Source organism: Nonomuraea sp. PA05, assembly GCF_008086045.1.
In the GTDB taxonomy this organism is placed as follows: domain Bacteria; phylum Actinomycetota; class Actinomycetes; order Streptosporangiales; family Streptosporangiaceae; genus Nonomuraea; species Nonomuraea monospora.
This window is the reverse complement of record NZ_VSEY01000009.1, coordinates 245,844-263,994: the sequence shown is the minus strand read 5'-3', so window position 1 is coordinate 263,994 and position 18,151 is coordinate 245,844. Positions and strand designations below refer to the sequence as shown.

Sequence of the window (18,151 nt, the reverse complement as noted above, 5' to 3'; positions counted from 1 at the left end):
ACGCGCAACCAAGTAGAGCATGTCTATGGAAACGCCTTTCCCGTGCTGAATCAATTCGTGACGGAACTGAAGTCGCTCCTTGGTAAGCTTTGCGTGGACCGGAAAATCAAAGTTCAGGCGATCGAAGGCCGGGCCAAAGATGTCAACAGTCTTGTCGACAAATTCAAGCGGCATCCCGAATATGAACTGCTCTCCGATTGCGAGGACCTATGCGGGGTCCGGATCATCACGTTCTATCTGTCGGATATCCCGCTGGTTCGGAACCTGATTCGGGATCAATTCGAGGTGCTGAAGGAAGAAGACCGCAGGGCTCCGCTGCCCGAGGCGTTCGGTTACCAGAGCCTGCATCTGGTGGGACGGCTGAACAAGCAGCGGCGATCGCTCCCGGAGTATCGGGATTTCGCCGACTTCGTCATCGAGTTCCAGGTGCGCACGGTCCTCCAGCATGCCTGGGGGGTCATCAGCCATGCCCTCGACTACAAGACGGAGGACGAGGTCCCCGCCGAAGTCAGGCGCAAGCTGTTTCGGGTGGCCGCCCTGCTTGAGACGGGGGACGAACTGTTCGGTACCTTCCGCACCGAGATCGAAGGTCTGCGCAATCGCTACAAGGATCAGGCGACCGGGCAAGAGTGGCGGGAGCTGCCGCTGAACCTCGATTCAACCCTGGCGAGCTGGACCCGGATGCCGTTGGCCGAAGTCAAGCGGGTCGCCGTGAAGGCAGGGTTCGGGCCGTACGACTTCCGTGACACCAGCAGTCTCGACCTGCGCCGTTCGCTGAGCAAACTGGTCTCGTTGGCCACCGTCGCCGGCTACCGGACCATGGGAGAGCTGGCGAACGAGATGAGCAACGTCGAGAGCGAGCGGACCCGGCTTACCGCAGTGCGCCGTGAATGTGTCAAACGCGGGTTCACCCCAAGAGGGGATCCCGTCGACATCATGGTCCTGTTCATGCTGTTGCAGGACCCTGATCTGCGCGCGCGCATGGCTGCTTCCTTCCGCTCGCAACTGGAGGAGGCTCTTGACATTGTGCTGAACGGCGGGCACGGGCAGGAGCCGGAAGCGAGGTCCACCCCGTGATGTCGAGTCCTTCTGAAGGTCGGCAAGCGCCGTATTTCTTTCTCAGTTACGCGCACACGCCCGGCGGTGAGTCGTCCGTGGGTAATCCGAACAAATGGGTGTATCGCTTCTTCGATGAACTATGCCGGGACATCCTGGAGATGACTGCGCTGCGGAGGGTGTCGGAAGTCGGCTTTCTCGATCAGCGCTTGCAGGGGGGTCATTCATGGTCGGCGGAGGTGTCGCGAGCTCTGGCAACCTGTAAAGTTTTCGTGCCGCTCTTTTCTCCGCGCTATTTCGAGAGTGAATCCTGCGGAAAAGAGTGGTCGGTGATCCAAGCCAGGCTTCGCGCGCACCACAGAGACCCTCCACCAGTGATACTGCCAGTCATATGGTACCCGGTGGAGTCTTCTCGCATGCCCCCTCAAGTGCATGAGATCCAGTACGCCGACTCAAGGTTGGGGACTCGGTTGCAAGGCGAGGGCCTCTATTCGTTGATAAAAATCTCCTCTCGTCGCCAAGCCTATCGCCGTACGGTATTGGAGCTTGCCAGGCGAATCATACAGGCGGCGGAGCTGTCGCCGTTGTGCGAGGCTGCGAGCCTGCCTGATTACAGCTCTTTTGACAACGCATTCGCTGACTATCGAGCCGCACGAACCATGGAAGTCTTCGCAGCGGCACCTGACCTGCAAAACCTCCCCCGAGATCGGGATCCGTACTACTATGGTCGTACGTCGGTCGAATGGAACCCTTTTCGGAACAAGGGTGACCATGAGCCGATCGCCTCGCGGGTGGCGAGTCTCCTCCGTGCTCAGGGCATCCATTCGGATCTCGGCGAGCAGATTCGGCCGGTCTTGGCCGCGGAGCATCCGGCTCTGATCTTGGTGGATCCCTGGGCGGTGGAGGTGCCGGACGTGCTCGGAGCGCTACGCTCCTTGAGCGATACGGCCGCGAGTTCGCTCCTCTTCTTGGTGCTGTGGAACCATGCGGATAAGCAGACGGTGAACGCAGAAGTTCGATTGCGTGACTCTCTTAGCGCGTTTCTGGGCGCCGGGCCGGTCCGATTGTTCGCGCATGACATAGCTTCCGTGAAGGAACTGCAGGAAAATCTACCGAGAAACTTGGCGCGCACGTTCGAGCGCTATTTGCGGAGAACGCCTGCCCATCCGCCGTCAGGCCCCGTCGTCAAGAGACCTAGATTGTTGGCGCCTAATGAATTCGAGTAGTGGAGAAGTTGAAGGCCAGATCATCACCTTCTACTCCTACAAGGGAGGCGTCGGGCGAACCATGGCGTTGGCCAACGTTGCCTGGGTGCTGGCCAGTAACGGCATGCGTGTGCTGACGATGGATTGGGATCTGGAATCCCCTGGGCTGCATCGCTTCTTCCGTCCTTTCCTGGAGGAAGATGTCCTGAGTGCGACCACCGGTGTGATCAACATCGTGGACAACTATCGGTGGGCGGCCATGGAGGAGGATGAGCGGGGCGATGATTGGTACTTGAGGTATGCCAGCGTGTCAGAACATGCGGTGTCGTTGGATTGGGCCTTTCCGGGGCGCGGCGCCTTGGACTTCGTATCGACCGGCCAGCAGGTTCCCGGGTATTCCGCCCTGGCGGCCAGCTTCGATTGGGATGTCTTCTACGGAAGGTTCGCCGGAGGCCTTTTTCTGGAAGCTCTGCGTGGCGACATCAAGCGAAACTATGACTACTGTCTGATCGACAGCCGCACCGGCTTGAGTGAGATCGCGGACATCTGCACGATAGAAATGCCGGACATTCTGGTCAATTGCTTCACGATGAGCGGTCAGAGCATCGACGGTGCCGCTACAGTCACCCGATCGATCAGCGGGCGCGCGGACCGCGATCGCAGGGTGTTTCCCGTCTCCATGCGTGTGGACGAGGGGGAGAAGGCGAAAGTCGACAGCGGTCGTCGTTATGTACGTTCCAAGTTCGACGAGCATCTCGCCTGGATGTCCTCCGAAGAGCGCGAGGCATACTGGTCCAAGGCCGAGATCCCATACAGGAGTTTCTACGCCTTCGAGGAGACCCTGGCGGTGTTCGGTGACGCTCCCGGCAGGCCGGCCTCGTTGCTTGCCTCTTTCGAGCGATTGACAGCGCTCATCACTTCCGAAGCGGTGCGGTCGCTGCCCGTAATGGAGGAGGCGACACGACAGCGGTGGCTGCAGTCGTTCTTCCGGACAGAATCCGCCGTAGCTCAGCAGGTCCTGCTGAGCTACGCCCCTACGGATCGTATGTGGGCCGAATGGATCGCCTCCCTTCTCGGATCCGCCGGATATCGTGTCGCACTGGAAGCGCTGTCGGCGACCGGCCCGGAGAGAATTTCCGCGAGCGGGGATGTGACGAGTATTGTCAGCGTGCTGTCCGAGGCATATCTGCAGACCTACGAGGCCGCGGCGCGCTCGGCCGGACGTGACATCCTGCCTCAGGTGCCGCGACTCACAGGTGTGCAACTACCGCAGAGCCTGCGGCTCGCCGGGCCATTCGCGGACTGTCCGCCGGTGAATGTGCACGGACTGAGCCCGCGCGAAGCGAGCGAGGCGATCCTGCACGCCTTAGGAGAGCCGATTCAGGACACCGCCGAGGTGATCCGGTCCGCTTTACGTTTTCCCGGCACCGAACCGCAGGTCTACAACATCCCTGGGCGCAATCCGGGTTTCCGGGGCCGCGACACGATACTTGAGACCATGCGTGACCGACTTCTGCGTTCCATTCCCGAAGCCATGCCGCAGGTGTTGTGCGGTCGAAGCGGAACCGGTAAGACCGCGGTCGCTGTGGAGTACGCCCACCGCTTCATGGCCGATTACGACATCATCTGGCTGATACCTGCTGAAGACCCGGCGTTCACCGCGATACTGTTCGCCCAGCTCGCCGACCAGCTCAAACTGCCGAAAGCCAGCGCCACCACAGAGACGGCTCGAAATACCCGAGAGGCGTTGCGGCGTGGCGATCCGTCCTCGAAGTGGCTGCTGATCTTCGACAACGCCGGAGATCGCGACCGTCTGGTGCCGTGTATCCCTCTCGGCACAGGTCATGTCATCGTCACTTCTTGCCATCCGACCTGGTCGGGGCTGGCGACCTCGCTGCAGTTGACCAAGGAATAGCGCCCCCGCGAGGCGTGCGGCTGTCACGAATGGCACTCCAGCCCGGTCCTGGTTGCGACGTGCCTTCGCCGACGGGGTCAAAGGAGCACCATGCACGCGCTGGAGAGACGGATCGCCACCTCGGTCCTGGTCATCGGGACGGGAGGGGCCGGGCTGCGGGCCGCCATCGAGCTGGCCGAGCGCGGGACCGGCGTCCTGGCGGTGGGCAAGCGGCCGAAGGCCGACGCGCACACCACGCTGGCGGCGGGCGGCATCAACGCCGCGCTGGCCACCATGGACCCCGAGGACTCCTGGCAGCAGCACGCGGCCGACACCCTCAAGGAGAGCTACCTGCTGGCCGACCCCGAGACGGTGCGCATCGTCGCGGAGGGCGCGGCGCGCGGCATCGAGGACCTGGAGCGGTACGGGATGCCGTTCGCGCGCGAGCGGGACGGGCGGATCTCGCTGCGGTTCTTCGGCGCGCACACCTACCGGCGCACCGCCTACGCCGGCGACTACACCGGGCTGGAGATCCAGCGCACCCTGATCGGCCGCGCGGTGCAGCTCGGCGTCCCCATCCTGGACACCGTCCACATCACCCGGCTCCTCGTCCGCGACAACGCGGTGTTCGGCGCGTACGGGTTCGACCTGGCCGACGGCAGCCGGTACGTCATCCACGCCGACGCCGTCATCCTGGCCACCGGGGGGCACACCAGGATCTGGCGGCGCACCTCCTCGCGGCGCGACGAGAACACCGGCGACTCCTTCCGCCTGGCGGTGCTGGCCGGGTGCCGGATCCGCGATCCCGAGCTGGTGCAGTTCCACCCGTCCGGGCTGATCGCGCCGGAGAGCGCGGCCGGCACGCTCGTCTCCGAGGCGGCCAGGGGCGAGGGCGGGATCCTGCGCAACGCGGCGGGGGAGCGGTTCATGACGCGTTACGACCCGGAGCGGATGGAGCTGTCCACCCGGGACCGGGTCGCGCTGGCCGCGTACACGGAGATCAAGGAGGGGCGCGGGACGCCGGCCGGCGGCGTCTGGCTGGACGTGTCGCACCTGCCCCGCGAGACGATCATGACGCGGTTGCCGCGCGTCTACCAGACGCTGCTGGAGCTGCAGATGCTCGACATCACCAGGGAGCCGATCGAGATCGCGCCGACCGCGCACTACTCGATGGGCGGCGTCCGGGTGCGCCCCGGGGACCACGGCACCGATGTGGACGGCCTGTACGCGATCGGGGAGGCGGCCAGTGGCCTGCACGGCGCCAACCGGCTGGGCGGCAACTCGCTCATCGAGCTGCTCGTCTACGGCCGCGTCACCGGGCAGGCGGCGGCCGAGTACTCCGCGGGCCTGGAGGCTCAGCTCCGTTCGGCCGACGTGACGGCGCAGGCGCGGGCGGAGGTGGACGAGCTGCTCGCCGCCGACGGCCCCGAGAACGTGCGGGCGCTGCAACGCGTCCTGCGCGACATCATGACCGAGCACGCCGGCGTGGTGCGCGACGAGAGCGGCCTGCGCAAGGGCCTGGACGAGCTGGCCGCCCTGGAGACGCGGATCGGCGACGTCGGCGTCCACCCCGATCTGGCCGGGTTCCAGGACCTGGCGCACGCGTTCGACCTGAAGTCCGCGGCGCTCGCCGCGCGGGCGACGATGGAGGCCGCGCTGGAACGCCGCGAGACGCGCGGCTGCCACAACCGCTCCGACCACCCGCACACAGATCCGGCATTGCGCGTCAACCTGGTGTGGTCCGGGCCCGGTCGGGTGGAACATGAGGCCATCGCGCCGATCCCGGCCGGCATCGCGGCCCTCATGCGCGACGTGCCGACCGACGGCAAGCTCGTCGAGTAGCCGGTGACCGCTTCTGAAAGGACGAGGATGAATCCTGTAACCGTAGGCGTGGACGACTCCGAGGACAGCCTGCGGGCCGTGGAGTGGGCCGCCGCCGAGGCCGTGCGCCGCGGCCGGCCGCTGCTGATCGTGCACGCCTTCATCTGGCCCATGCTGAACGTGCCCCTGGGCCCCGCGCCGGGCGCACCGCCGGAGGGCGGCCTCCGGCACGCCGCGGAACGCGTCCTGGACAACGCGGCCGCCCGCGCGCGGGCCGCCGCGCCCGAGGCCGAGGTGACGACCGAGATGCCGGAGGGCGAGCCCTTCGTCGCGCTGGTGCGTCACTCGCGGCACGCGGAGCTGCTCGTCGTGGGCAGCCGCGGGCTGGGCGAGGTCGGCGGCCTGCTGCTCAGCTCGGTGGGCGCCAGGCTCGCCATCGAGGCCGCCTGCCCGGTCGTCGTCGTCCGCGGCTCCGCCAAGCCGGACGAGCCCGTCGCAGGGGGCACCGCCGACGCCCGTCCAGGCGGGCCCGTCATGCCGGTCGTTGCGGGCGTCGCGGGCCCCGGTGACAGCGAGGCCGTCCTCGCCTTCGCCTGCGCGCACGCCGCCCGCACCGGGCAGCCCCTGATGCTGGCGCACGCCGGCGCGGCCGGACCGGACGGCCACGCCCGCCCGCCGCTGCCCGAGCCCGACCTGGCCCGCTGGCGCAAGCGCTTCCCCACGGTCACGATCGACCAGGAGACGCTGACCGGGCGTCCGGGCAAGGCGCTGACGGACGCCGCGTCGAGCGCGTCCCTGCTCGTCGTCGGCAGCCACCACCATCACGAGCTCAGCGCGCTGTGGCACGGCTCGGTCAGCCAGCACGTCCTGCACCACGCCACCTGCCCGGTGGCCATCGTCAGGACCGCTCCGTGAAAAATCTCGCGGCAGTCGTCACGAGCCCGAGGGGCTGCCCGGTCATAGCTGGTGACCGGGTGGCGAAGGGGCCGCCCGGCGAACGAGAGAGGAATCCGCATGAAGATCGTGGTGATCGGCGGGACCGGCCTGATCGGGTCGAAGCTGGTGGCCAAGCTGGGCGAGCACGGTCATGAGGCGGTGGCGGCCGCGCCGAACACCGGCGTGAACACCCTCACCGGCGAGGGCCTGGCCGAGGTGCTCAAGGGCGCGCAGGTCGTGGTGGACGTGTCGAACTCGCCGTCGTTCGAACGGGAGGCGGTGCTGAAGTTCTTCCAGACCTCCACGGGCAACCTGCTGGCGGCCGAGAAGGAGGCCGGGGTGGGCCACCACGTGGCGGTGTCGATCGTGGGCACCGAGCGCATGCCCGACAACGGCTACTTCGCCGCGAAGATCGCCCAGGAGCAGCTCATCGAGAAGGCGGGCGTCCCGTTCTCGCTGGTGCACTCCACCCAGTTCTTCGAGTTCGCCCGCGGCATCGCCGACGAGGCCACCAGGGACGGCCAGGTGCACGTCGCGCCGGTGCTCTTCCAGCCGATCGCGGGCGACGACGTGGCGAAGACGCTCGGCCGCACGGCGGTGGGGGAGCCGCTGAACGGCAGGGTCGAGATCGCCGGGCCGCAGCAGTACCGGATGGACGAGTTCTTCCGCAAGGCGCTGGCCGCCTGGGGCGACCCGCGCGAGGTGGTCACCGACCCGCACGCCCGCTACTTCGGCAGCGAGCTGGTCGAGCGGTCGCTGGTGCCGCTCGACGACAAGGCCGTCCTGGGCACCATCACCTACCGCGACTGGCTCGACGGCTCGGGCAAGTAGGTCCATGACGGCATCGGCGGCGATGGTCGCCGAGTTCGACGACGTCGCCGGCTGGACCGCCGAGGCCGTCGAGCAGCTCGGACAGCGGCACGCCATCCCGGCCACCTGCCGCGGCAGCGCCAGCCCGGCCGCGCTGGCCTGGCTGGCGGAGGCGTGCGAGCTGGCCGCCGGCAGCACGCTCCTGGACGTGGGGGCAGGAGCGGGCGGCCCGGCGGCCTGGGCGGCAGAGCGGTTCGGGGTCCGGCCGATCCTGCTGGAGCCGATGCCGGCCGCGGGCCGCGCCGCCGCCCGGCTGTTCGGCCTGCCGGTCATCGCGGCGGACGGCCGGCGCATCCCGCTGCGCACCGGGTCGGTGGACGCCGCCTGGTGCCTGGGCGTGCTGTGCACCGTCCGCGACAAGGCGGCGGTGCTCGCGGAGATCCACCGGGTGCTGAAGCCCGGCGCCTCGCTGGGGCTGCTGGTGGTCGTCGCCAGGGGGCCGCAGACGCTGCCCGTCCCGGACGGCAACCACTTCCCCACCGAGGCGGAGCTGCGCGCGCTGCTCGCCGGGGCGGGCTTCGAGCTTCTCGACCAGGTCGGCCCGCCAGGGCCGCCGCCGCGGTCGTGGTCGCGACGCGCCGAGCAGGTGGCGGCCGTCGTCGCGACCCGGCACCGGGCCCACCCGGCCTACGCGCTGGCGGCCCACCAGGGGGAGCGGTTCACGCACCTGTTCGCGTCCGGCCAGATCGGCGTGCGGCTGCTGCACGCGGTCAGCCGGGCATCCACGCAAGTCACAGATGGAGGAATGATGAGCGCTCCGAGGGACCAGGACGGCTTCCTGCACGAGCTGGAGGTGGAGGTCGAGGCGGAGGTGAGCCTGGTCGAGGCCAGCCGTCCCGGGGAGGTCGCCGAGCTGCCGATCACCGACTGGCTGTTCGACCCCACGGACGCGGAACGCGAGGAGATCGGCCTGCGCGGCCTGCTCGACGCGGTCGAGGTGCTGGAGGACGGCGCGCGACCGGACGACCATGTCGCGTGAGGCGCCGGTCTCCCGTGAGGCGCCGGTCTCCCGTGAGGCGCCGGTCTCCCGTGAGGCGCCGGTCTCCCGTGAGGCGCCGCTCTCGCGTGAGACGCCGACCGCGCGGATCGGCACGATCGGGAGCCTGCGCGAGCACCTGCAGTGGGCGATCGAGCTGGAGCACGCGACACTGCCGCCCTACCTGTGCGCCCTGTACTCGCTCGACCAGGAACGCAACCCGGAAGCCGCCGCCATCGTGCGCAGCGTCTTCGCCGAGGAGATGCTGCACCTGGCCCTCGCCGCCAACCTGCTCAACGCCGTAGGCGGCAAGCCCCGCCTCGACACACCCCGGATGCTGCCGCCCCACCCGCGACGGCTGCCCCACGGCTCCCTGGAGCTGTCGCTGGTCCCCTTCGGCGAGCAGGCGCTGGAGATGTTCCTGCGGCTGGAACGTCCGGCGCCCGCGGGGGCCGCGCCGGAGGGCGACGACTACGAGACGATCGGCCAGTTCTACGCCGCCATCGAGCAGGGCCTGCGCGACCTGTGCGAACGGCTCGGCGAGCAGGCCGTCTTCACCGGCGACCCGTCCCGCCAGGTGCACGCCGGTCACTTCCGGCACACCGCCGGCCGGCTCGTCGCCGTGCACGACCTGAAGACGGCGCTCGCCGCGCTGGAGGAGATCGTCGAGCAGGGCGAGGGCCTGGACGGCGGCCAGGTCTGGGACGGCGACCAGGACGTCATGCACCCCGAACGCGACGAGGTCGCCCACTACTACCGCTTCCAGGAGCTGAAACTCGGCCGCCGCTACCAGCGCGGCGACACCCCGGACTCCGGCCCCACCGGCGAGCCCGTCCGGGTCGATCCGGACGGCGTACGCCCGATGCCGCCCAACCCCCGCCCGGCCGAGCCCGGCAGCGCGGCCCGCAAGGCCCAGGACGCCTTCGACCACACCTACTGCGCCGTCCTGCACCTGCTGGAGCGGGCGTTCAACGGCAACCCGAGACTCCTCGCGGTCGCCACCGGCACCATGTACGCGCTCAAGGCCCAGGCCCTCGCCCTCATGGAGCAGGGCTCCGGCCCGGCCTTCCGCTACGTCAGGCCCGAGCGCCGCCGGTGGAGCGTCGGCGACGAGCGGCGCGTCGTCGTGCTGCGCGACGGCCCGTACCTCGTGTACGGCGGCGTCCCGCTCCGCCGCAAGCGGAAGATCGTCTCCTCCGGGAACGACGCGCTGACCTGGAAGACCGGCGAACCCCTGGAGACCGAGGACACCTACGCGCTGTGCCGCTGCGGCCACTCGCGCGCCAAGCCGTTCTGCGACGGGACGCACGCCGTCATCGGCTTCGACGGCACCGAGGCCGAGGTCATGCGCCCGTACCGGGAGCTGCAGCACGTGCACGACGGGGCCGGCATCTCGGCGCAACGCGTGGGCGAGCTGTGCGTCCACGCCGCCTTCTGCATCGGCCGCACCAGGCCCATCGCCGCGATGCTCGCCGACACCGCCGACAGCGACGTGCGCTCGGACATCATGGGCCGCATCGACCACTGCCCCTCCGGCTCCTACAGCTACGCCCTCGAACGCGGCGGCGAAACGATCGAACCCGACCTCCCGCAGGCCATCTCCGTCCTGGAGGAGGAGGACGGGCTGGCCAGTGCGCTGTGGGTCACCGGCCGGGTGCCGGTCGTCCGGTCGGACGGCCTGCCGCTGGAGACCCGCAACCGGATGACGCTCTGCCGTTGCGGCCACTCCGGCAACAAACCCCTGTGCGACGGCACCCACCGCGAGATCGGCTTCCACGAGGAAGATCCGAACTCATCACGAGAAGAGGAATGACGTCATGACCGAACAGCCCGTCGTCGTGCTGGTGCACGGCGCCTTCGCCGAATCCGCCTCCTGGAACCGGGTCATCCAGCGCCTGCACGGCCATGGGCTTCAGGCGGTCGCGGTGGCCAACCCGCTGCGCGACGTCGAGGGGGACGGCGCGTACGTGCGCGACGTGATCGCCGGCCTCGGCCGGCCCGTCGTGCTCGCCGGGCACTCCTACGGCGGCATGGTGATCAGCCAGGCGGCCACCGGCGACCCGGCCGTGCAGGGGCTCGTCTACGTCGGCGCGTTCGCGCCCGACGCGGGGGAGAGCGCTTTCCTGCTGTCGGCCAAGTTCGAGGGCAGCACGCTGGGGGACGCGCTGGTCGCCTACCCGGTCGCCTCTGGTGGCAACGAGTTCCGCATCGACCCCGGCAAGTTCCACCACCAGTTCTGCGCCGACGTGGATGCCGGCGAGGCGGCGCTGATGGCCGCCACTCAGCGGCCGGTCACCGAGCGGGCGCTGCGGGACGAGATCACGGTGGCGGAGCCCGCGTGGCGGGGGATTCCGTCGTGGTTCGTGCACGGGGAGCGGGATCTCAACATTCCGGCGGCCGCGTTGCGGTTCATGGCCGAGCGGGCCGGGGCTCGTGGCACCACGGAGGTTCCCGGGGCGTCGCACGCGCTTGCCGTCTCCGCGCCTGACGCTGTCGCCGCCGTCATCGTCGAGGCCGTTCGCGGCACCGGCTGACCGGCTGACCGGCAGGATCGCGGCCCGTGGCGTGAACTCCGCCACGGGCCGCTCGGCGTTGCGGGACAGGTCGTGCGCGGGGCCGGTGACGGCCCCGCGGCCTAGCGGTTGACCTCGGCGGCGAGCAAGCTCTCCAGCCCGCCCAGCTCCCCACTCCGGGCAGCAGCCAGAAAGGCCCGCACCAGCCGCCGATGCGCGCCCCCGCTGACCGGACGAACCCGTCCCTCCGCCAGATGATGCCGCGCCCGCCGCAGAAGCTGCCGGGTGTGCTCCTCACTCAACCCGAGCACCTCCCCGATCTGCCGGTACGGATAGTCGAAAGCCATCCGCAGCAGATAAACCCCCCGCTCAGCAGCGGTCAGCCGCTCCAGCAACATCCGAACGGCCCCGTCGACCGCCTCATGCCGCTCAGCCGCCACCTCAGGCCCGGCCGATTGATCAGGCGTGTCAGGCAGCCACGGCCCGGCAGAGGTCTCGCGCCGCTTGCGCGCCGACTGGGTGACGTTGATGGCCAGCCGCGTGGTGGTCAGCGCCAGGAACGCGGCCGGGCTGACGACGACGGACCGGTTGGCGCGGGCCCACCGCAGCCACGTCTCCTGCACGACGTCCTCCGCCTCGCCCGTGTCCTGAAGGACGCGCAGCCCGATGGCGTACAGGCGCGGGGCGGCGCCGACGAAGGTGGCGGCGGCCCCGTCCCAGCCGCTGATCGTCCGGTCGTCCACCTGCGTGGCGCTGTCTCTGTACGACTCCAGCAAACTCATGCCCACGGTCTCAACTCCCCGTTCACAGCCGGCATCCGGCGGATGCCGCTGTGATCACGGTCGTTGCTGGAGCCCCTCCGTCGCGCCCCTGAGACACCGTGGTCGATACCCTGGCCAGGGCCCCCGGGCGTCCCCTAGGGCCCCAGGGGGTACCCCCGGGACGGCAGGACGGAGGCTGGGTGGGAAGCAGGCTGCGGGGCCGGCGGATCGAGTGCGAGCGGCTGGATCGGCTCGTGGCCACGGTGCGGGGCGGCCACAGCTCGGTGCTCATCTTGCGCGGTGCGGCGGGGATCGGCAAGACGGCGCTGCTGGAGTACGCGCGGGAAGGCGCTCAGGGATGCCGGGTGACCAGGGCCGCGGGCGTCGAGTCCGAGATGGAGCTGGCGTTCGGCGGCCTGCACCAGTTGTGCGCGCCGTTCCTCGATCATCTCGCGAAGCTGCCCGAGCCGCAGCGTGCGGCGCTGGGGACGGCGTTCGGGCTGAGCGCGGGCACGCCGCCGGACCGGTTCCTGGTGGGGCTGGCGGTGCTGAGCCTGCTGGCCGACGCGGCCGGGCAGGAGCCGCTGGTCTGCCTGATCGATGACGCCCAGTGGCTGGATCAGGTCTCGGCGCAGACGCTCGCGTTCGTCGCGCGTCGCCTGCTGGCCGAACGGATCGCGCTGGTGATCGCGGTCCGCGACCACCACCTCGGCCCCGAGCTGGCGGGCCTGCCGCGGCTCGACGTGGGACGGCTGAGCGACGGCGACGCCCGCGCCCTGCTCGACTCGGCGACCCCCGGACGGCTGGACGAGCGGGTCAGGGACAGGATCGTGGCCGAGACGCAGGGCAACCCCCTGGCCCTGCTGGAGCTGCCCCGCGGGCTGACCCCGGCCGAGCTGGCGGGCGGTTTCGGCCGTCCGGACGCGCGGCTGCTGACGAGTCAGATCGAGCAGAGCTTCCTGCGGCGGGTCCAAGCCCTCCCGGCCGGGACGCAGCGGCTGCTGCTGGTCGCGGCGGCCGAGCCGGTGGGTGACGTGACCCTGCTGGCGCGGGCGGCGGACCTGCTCGGCATCGAGGCGGCCGCCGCGGCGCCCGCCGAGGTGGAGGGCCTGATCACGATCGGCACCCGGGTGCGGTTCCGCCATCCCCTGGTGCGTTCCGCGGCCTACCGGGTGGCCACCCCGCAGGAACGGCAGGCCGTGCACCGCGCCCTGGCCGACGCCACCGACGCGGGGACGGACCCCGATCGGCGGGCCTGGCACCTGGCCAACGCCGCCCCCGGCCCGGACGAGGCGGTCGCCGCCGAGCTGGAGCGCTCAGCGAGCCGCGCCCAGGCCCGTGGCGGCGTCGCGGCGGCGGCCGCGTTCCTCGAAAGGGCGGCCGAGCTGACCCCCGACGCGGCCCGGCGCGGCGCGCGGGCCCTCGCGGCGGCCCGCGACAAGTACCGGGCCGGCGGCTACGACGCCGCGCTCGAACTGCTCGACGCCGCCGAGCTGAGCCCCCTGGACGACCGCAGGCTCGCCCAGGCCAGCCTGCTGCGCGGCCAGATCATGTTCGCCTCCACCAGCGCGGGCGCCGCCCTGCCGCTGCTGCTCACGGCGGGCAGACGCCTTGAGCCGCTGGACTCCGGGCTGGCCCGCGAGACCTACCGCGACGCCCTGTACGCGGCGCTCACCGCCGGCCGCCTGGCGAGCGGAGCCCAGATGGCGGACGTCGCCAGGGCGGCACTCGCCGCACCGCCAGGACCGCCCCCGGAACGCCACGACCTGCTGCTGAACGGCGCGGCGACGGCGATCATCGACGGCTACGCGGCGGGCACGCCGATGGTGCTGCGGGCCCTGGAGGCGTTCCGCACCGGAGAGGTGTCCAGGGAGGAGGGCCTCGGCTGGCTGCCGCTCGCCTGCCGCATGGCCCACAACGTGTGGGACTTCGACAGCTACGCGGCCCTCTCGGCCCGCCTGGTCGGCCTGGCCCGCGAGACGGGCGCGCTGTCGGTGCTGCCGCCGGCGCTGCTGCTGCTCCTGTCGGCCCGGGTGCTGGCCGGCGAGCTGGCCGAGGCCGAGGCGCTGGTCGCCGAGTCGACGACGATCGGCGAGGTGACGGGCAGCCGCTTCATGGCCCAGTACGGAGCCCTGGTGCTGGAGCCGTGGCGAGGTCAGGAGAGCGCGACCCGCCAGGTCATCAAGGCGATCACCCGCGACGTGGCGTTGCAAGGGGAGGGCAAGGTGACCACCGCCACCCAGTGGGCCGCCGCGGTGCTGCACAACGGCCACGGCCGCTACGAGGAGGCGTACGTCGCGGCGGAGCGGGGCGCCGAGCACCCGCAGGAGCTCGGGCTGTCCACCTGGTCCACGATCGAGCTGGTCGAGGCGGCGGCCAGGAGCGGCAGGCCGGCCCGCGCCGCCGAGGCCGCCCGCCGGCTCGACGAGATGGCCCGGGCCAGCGGCACCGACTGGGCGCTCGGCACCTCGGCGAGCGCCCGCGCCCAGGTCAGCGCGGGCCCGGCCGCCGACGCGCTCTACCGGGAGGCGATCGAGCGGCTCGGCCGTACCAAGGTCAGGATGGCGCTCGCCCGCGCCCGCCTGCTCTACGGCGAGTGGCTGCGCCGCGAGAACCGCAGGGTGGACGCGCGCGAGCAGCTGACCCTCGCCCACGACCTGTTCGGACTGATGGGGGCCGGGGCGTTCGCCGAACGCGCCGGGCGGGAGCTGCGGGCCACCGGCGAGAGCGTGCGCAGGCGCCCGGCCGAGACGCCCACCGGGCTGACCTCGCAGGAGGCGCGGATCGCCCGCCTGGCCGCCGGCGGGCTGACGAACTCCGAGATCGGCGCGCAGCTCTACATCAGCCCGCACACCGTCGAATGGCACCTGCGCAAGATCTTCGTCAAGCTCGGCGTCGCCTCCCGCAAGGAGCTGCGCAGCACGCCGCCCGGAGCCGCCACCGCCTGACGGCTCCACCCCCTCTCGCCTCCCCGGTGTCACGAACCGGGCGCGCCGCCCGGTCCAAGGGGCGAAGGCGCGAGTGAGAGGGAAATGAATGAACGACATCGTTCTGGAGCCTGCGGCTCAGGAGTTCGCCGAGGCGACGGCCAAGCCCCCGCTCCTGTACGAGCTGGGCACGGAAGGCGCCCGAAAGCTGCTGGACGACGTGCAGTCCGGCCCCGTCGCCAAGCCCGGCGTGGACGAGAAGTGGATCGTCGTGCCCGCCGGGGCCGGCGACGTGCGGGTGCGGATCGTCAGGCCCGCCGGCGCCACGGGGGTGCTGCCGGTAGTGCTGTACGTGCACGGCGGCGGCTGGGTGCTGGGCAACGCGGGCACCCACGACCGGCTGGTGCGGGAGCTGTCCGTCGGGGCGGGCGCCGCCCTGGTGTTCGTGGAGTACGACCGCTCGCCGGAGGCGCGCTACCCGGTGGCGATCGAGCAGGCGTACGCCACCGCCCAGTGGATCGTCAAGGACGGCGCGGCCGAGAACCTGGACGCCGGCAGGCTGGCCGTGGCGGGCGACTCCGTCGGCGGGAACATGACCGCGGCCCTGACCATCATGGCCAAGCAGCGCGGCGACGTGCGGTTCGTGCACCAGTCGCTGTACTACCCGGTCACCGACGCGGGCCAGGACACCGCCAGCTACCGCGAGTTCGCCGACGGCCCCCACCTGACCGCCAAGGCGATGGCCTGGTTCTGGGACGCCTACACCACCGACCCCGCCCAGCGCGCCGAGATCACCGCCTCCCCGCTGCGTGCCACCCCGGAGGAGCTGGCGGGGCTGCCGCCCGCGTTCGTCATCGTGGACGAGAACGACGTGCTGCGCGACGAGGGCGAGGCCTACGCCCGCAAGCTCACGGCGGCGGGCGTGCCGACCACCAGCGTCCGCTACAACGGCACGCTGCACGACTTCATGATGCTCGACCCGGTGCGCGACACCCGGGCCGCGCGCGCCGCCACCGCGCAGGCCATCGAGGTGCTCAAGGCCGCGCTGCGCCCGGCCGACGGCGCGCGGGTGTGAGGCGGCCGTGCCCGCGATCCTCATCCACGGCGTCCCCGACACCCACCGCGTGTGGGCGGGCGTCCGCCGGCACCTGACGCGTACGGACGTGGAGGCCTGGGACCTGCCGGGCTTCGGCACCCCGCGCCCGCTCGGCTTCGGCAGCACCAAGGAGGAGTACGCCGACTGGCTGATCGACCGGCTGGAGCAGGTCGATCAGCCAGTCGACCTGGTCGGCCACGACTGGGGCTGCATCCTCACCGCGCGGGTCGCGTCGCTGCGCCCCGATCTGGTACGCACCTGGGCGGGCGGCAACGGCCCCATCAGCGCCCGCTACGCCTGGCACCCGCTGGCCAGGATCTGGCAGGACCCGGTCGAGGGCGACCGCTTCATGGCCGAGCTGAAGCCGGAAGGCTTCGCGGAAGACCTGGTCAAGGGGTTCGAAGTGCCCGCGGACCTGGCCGCGGAGATGGCCCGGCACGTGGACGCGCCGATGCGGGACAGCATTCTCAAGCTCTACCGCTCCGCGCTGCGGATGGGCGCGGAGTGGGAGCCGGAGCTGGCCGGGCTGACCGCGCCCGCCCTGGTCATCTGGGGCTCGCGCGACCCGGCCTGCCCGGTCGAGTTCGCCGGCGAGCTGGGCCGGGCCATCGGGGCCGAACGCGTCCTCAAGCTCGCCGACTGCAACCACTGGCCGCTGCTGCAGCGTCCAGGGCAGGTCGCGGCGGCCCTCGAGGAGCACTGGCGGCGTCACTCACCCTTACGAGGCGGAGACCATGACCGCGCAGCCGTCTCGTAAGCCCCGATCCCCGCTGCGCTGGACCGCGCACGCCGCCTGCCAGGACGCCGACCCCGGCCTGTTCTTCCCGATCACCTGGGACGAGCACCCCGGCCAGAGCGAGGCGCCGGCCCGGCGCATCTGCCAGAGCTGCCCCGTCAAGGCGATCTGCCTCGACTGGGCCCTGCGCACCGGCGAGCCGGACGGCATGTGGGGCGGCACCACGCCCGCGGAACGCCGCCGCCTCCGCTGGATGGCCACGGCCTGACCCTTACGACACCTTCAGAAAGACGATGTTGATGAAGAACCTCACCGCTGCTCCCGTGCCCGTGCCGATCGGCACCCTCGACAGCCTGCGCGAGCACCTGCAGTGGGCGATCGAGCTGGAGCAGGCGACGCTGCCGCCGTACCTGTGCGCCCTGTACTCCCTGGACCCGGAGCGCAACCCCGAGGCCGTGGCGGTGATCGGCAGCGTCTTCGCCGAGGAGATGCTGCACCTGGCGCTCGCCGCCAACCTGCTCAACGCCGTCGGCGGCAGGCCCCGCCTCGACACGCCCGGGATGCTGCCGCCCTACCCCAGGCGGCTGCCGCACAGCTCCCTGGAGCTGTCGCTGCTCCCGTTCGGCCCGCAGGCGCTGGAGATGTTCCTGCGCCTGGAACGGCCGGCGCCGCCCGGCGCCCCGGCGGAAGGCGACGGCTACGAGACGATCGGCCAGTTCTACACCGCCGTCGAGCAGGGGCTGCGCCACCTGTGCGAGCAGCTCGGCGAGCAGGCCGTCTTCACCGGCGACCCCGCCCGCCAGGTCGAGGGCACCCACTTCCGGCACACCTCGGGCTGGCTGTTCGCGGTGCGGGACCTGGAGTCGGCGCTGGGGGCGCTGGAGGAGATCGTCGAGCAGGGCGAGGGAAGGGACGGCGGCGAGGTCTGGGACGGCGACCAGGACGTCTTCCACCCGGAACGGGACGAGGTCGCCCACTACTACCGCCTCATGGAGCTCAAGCTCGGCCGGCGCTACCAGCGCGGCGACACTCCGCGCTCCGGCCCCACCGGCGAGCCGATCTTCGTCGACCTGGCCGCCGTGCGGCCGATGCGGCCCGACCCGCGGCTGTCCGACCACGAGCCGGGCAGCGCCGTCCGCACCGCGCAGGAGGAGTTCAACCGCACCTACTGCAACCTGCTCAAACAGCTCGAACAGGCCTTCGACGGCGACCCCAAGCTGCTCGGCGCCGCCGTCGGCACCATGTACGCGCTCAAGGGCCAGGCCGTCGCCCTGATGGCGATGCCCGGCGAGGACGGCACCGTGGCCGGGCCGACCTTCGACTACGTGCCGCCGCAGTCACGCGCGTAGCGCCCCGGTCC

General features: G+C 70.8%; 15 protein-coding genes. 14 read left to right on the top strand and 1 reads right to left on the bottom strand.

What is annotated here, in order from left to right; translation table 11 throughout:
• Positions 1-57: 57 nt before the first annotated feature.
• The 9 genes from FXF51_RS16930 (at position 58) to FXF51_RS16890 (ending at position 11,292) form a co-directional block, all read left to right on the top strand.
• Complete coding sequence (locus FXF51_RS16930; RefSeq protein ID WP_187414410.1) at positions 58-1,077, top strand: hypothetical protein; 1,020 nt, start codon at positions 58-60, stop codon at positions 1,075-1,077.
• A complete protein-coding gene (locus FXF51_RS16925; protein WP_262379589.1) occupies positions 1,077-2,282 on the top strand; it encodes a TIR-like protein FxsC in 1,206 nt (401 codons plus the stop codon). Before FXF51_RS16930 ends, FXF51_RS16925 begins: the two co-directional genes overlap by 1 nt.
• Positions 2,269-4,176 (top strand): KGGVGR-motif variant AAA ATPase, encoded by a 1,908-nt coding sequence (locus FXF51_RS16920; RefSeq protein ID WP_148435417.1) that lies wholly within the window; start codon positions 2,269-2,271, stop codon positions 4,174-4,176. The genes FXF51_RS16925 and FXF51_RS16920 overlap by 14 nt, the downstream gene beginning before the upstream one ends.
• A 90-nt stretch (positions 4,177-4,266) precedes the next feature.
• Positions 4,267-5,997, top strand: coding sequence for an L-aspartate oxidase (locus FXF51_RS16915; protein WP_148435416.1), 1,731 nt, complete (start codon positions 4,267-4,269; stop codon positions 5,995-5,997).
• Between the two features lie 27 nt (positions 5,998-6,024).
• The gene (locus tag FXF51_RS16910; protein WP_148435415.1) at positions 6,025-6,891 is read left to right on the top strand and encodes a universal stress protein; all 867 of its coding nucleotides are present in this window, start codon (positions 6,025-6,027) and stop codon (positions 6,889-6,891) included.
• 99 nt (positions 6,892-6,990) lie between these two features.
• Positions 6,991-7,743 carry an SDR family oxidoreductase gene (locus FXF51_RS16905; RefSeq protein WP_148435414.1) on the top strand — a complete coding sequence of 251 codons (753 nt, stop codon included), beginning with the start codon at positions 6,991-6,993 and terminating at the stop codon, positions 7,741-7,743.
• A gap of 4 nt (positions 7,744-7,747) precedes the next feature.
• Positions 7,748-8,761: a class I SAM-dependent methyltransferase gene (locus FXF51_RS16900; protein ID WP_148435413.1), complete on the top strand. Its 1,014-nt coding sequence runs from the start codon at positions 7,748-7,750 to the stop codon at positions 8,759-8,761.
• The gene (locus FXF51_RS62605) at positions 8,751-10,571 is read left to right on the top strand and encodes a ferritin-like domain-containing protein (RefSeq protein WP_148435412.1); all 1,821 of its coding nucleotides are present in this window, start codon (positions 8,751-8,753) and stop codon (positions 10,569-10,571) included. The genes FXF51_RS16900 and FXF51_RS62605 overlap by 11 nt, the downstream gene beginning before the upstream one ends.
• Before the next feature lie 4 nt (positions 10,572-10,575).
• Positions 10,576-11,292, top strand: coding sequence for an alpha/beta fold hydrolase (locus FXF51_RS16890; RefSeq protein ID WP_148435411.1), 717 nt, complete (start codon positions 10,576-10,578; stop codon positions 11,290-11,292).
• Between the two features lie 101 nt (positions 11,293-11,393).
• On the opposite strand, the gene FXF51_RS16885 is transcribed toward FXF51_RS16890, so the two are convergent.
• Positions 11,394-12,053, bottom strand: coding sequence for a sigma-70 family RNA polymerase sigma factor (locus FXF51_RS16885; protein ID WP_148435410.1), 660 nt, complete (start codon positions 12,051-12,053; stop codon positions 11,394-11,396).
• A gap of 179 nt (positions 12,054-12,232) precedes the next feature.
• On the opposite strand from FXF51_RS16885, the gene FXF51_RS16880 reads away from it, so the two are divergent.
• The 5 genes from FXF51_RS16880 (at position 12,233) to FXF51_RS16860 (ending at position 18,140) form a co-directional block, all read left to right on the top strand.
• Positions 12,233-14,980: a helix-turn-helix transcriptional regulator gene (locus FXF51_RS16880; RefSeq protein ID WP_148435409.1), complete on the top strand. Its 2,748-nt coding sequence runs from the start codon at positions 12,233-12,235 to the stop codon at positions 14,978-14,980.
• A gap of 88 nt (positions 14,981-15,068) precedes the next feature.
• Positions 15,069-16,034, top strand: a complete 966-nt coding sequence (locus FXF51_RS16875; RefSeq protein ID WP_148435408.1) for an alpha/beta hydrolase — start codon at positions 15,069-15,071, stop codon at positions 16,032-16,034.
• A 7-nt stretch (positions 16,035-16,041) separates the two neighbouring features.
• The gene (locus tag FXF51_RS16870; protein WP_148435407.1) at positions 16,042-16,812 is read left to right on the top strand and encodes an alpha/beta fold hydrolase; all 771 of its coding nucleotides are present in this window, start codon (positions 16,042-16,044) and stop codon (positions 16,810-16,812) included.
• The gene (locus tag FXF51_RS16865; RefSeq protein WP_148435406.1) at positions 16,790-17,059 is read left to right on the top strand and encodes a WhiB family transcriptional regulator; all 270 of its coding nucleotides are present in this window, start codon (positions 16,790-16,792) and stop codon (positions 17,057-17,059) included. The genes FXF51_RS16870 and FXF51_RS16865 overlap by 23 nt, the downstream gene beginning before the upstream one ends.
• Before the next feature lie 31 nt (positions 17,060-17,090).
• Positions 17,091-18,140 (top strand): ferritin-like domain-containing protein, encoded by a 1,050-nt coding sequence (locus FXF51_RS16860; protein ID WP_222871319.1) that lies wholly within the window; start codon positions 17,091-17,093, stop codon positions 18,138-18,140.
• Positions 18,141-18,151 lie beyond the last annotated feature (11 nt).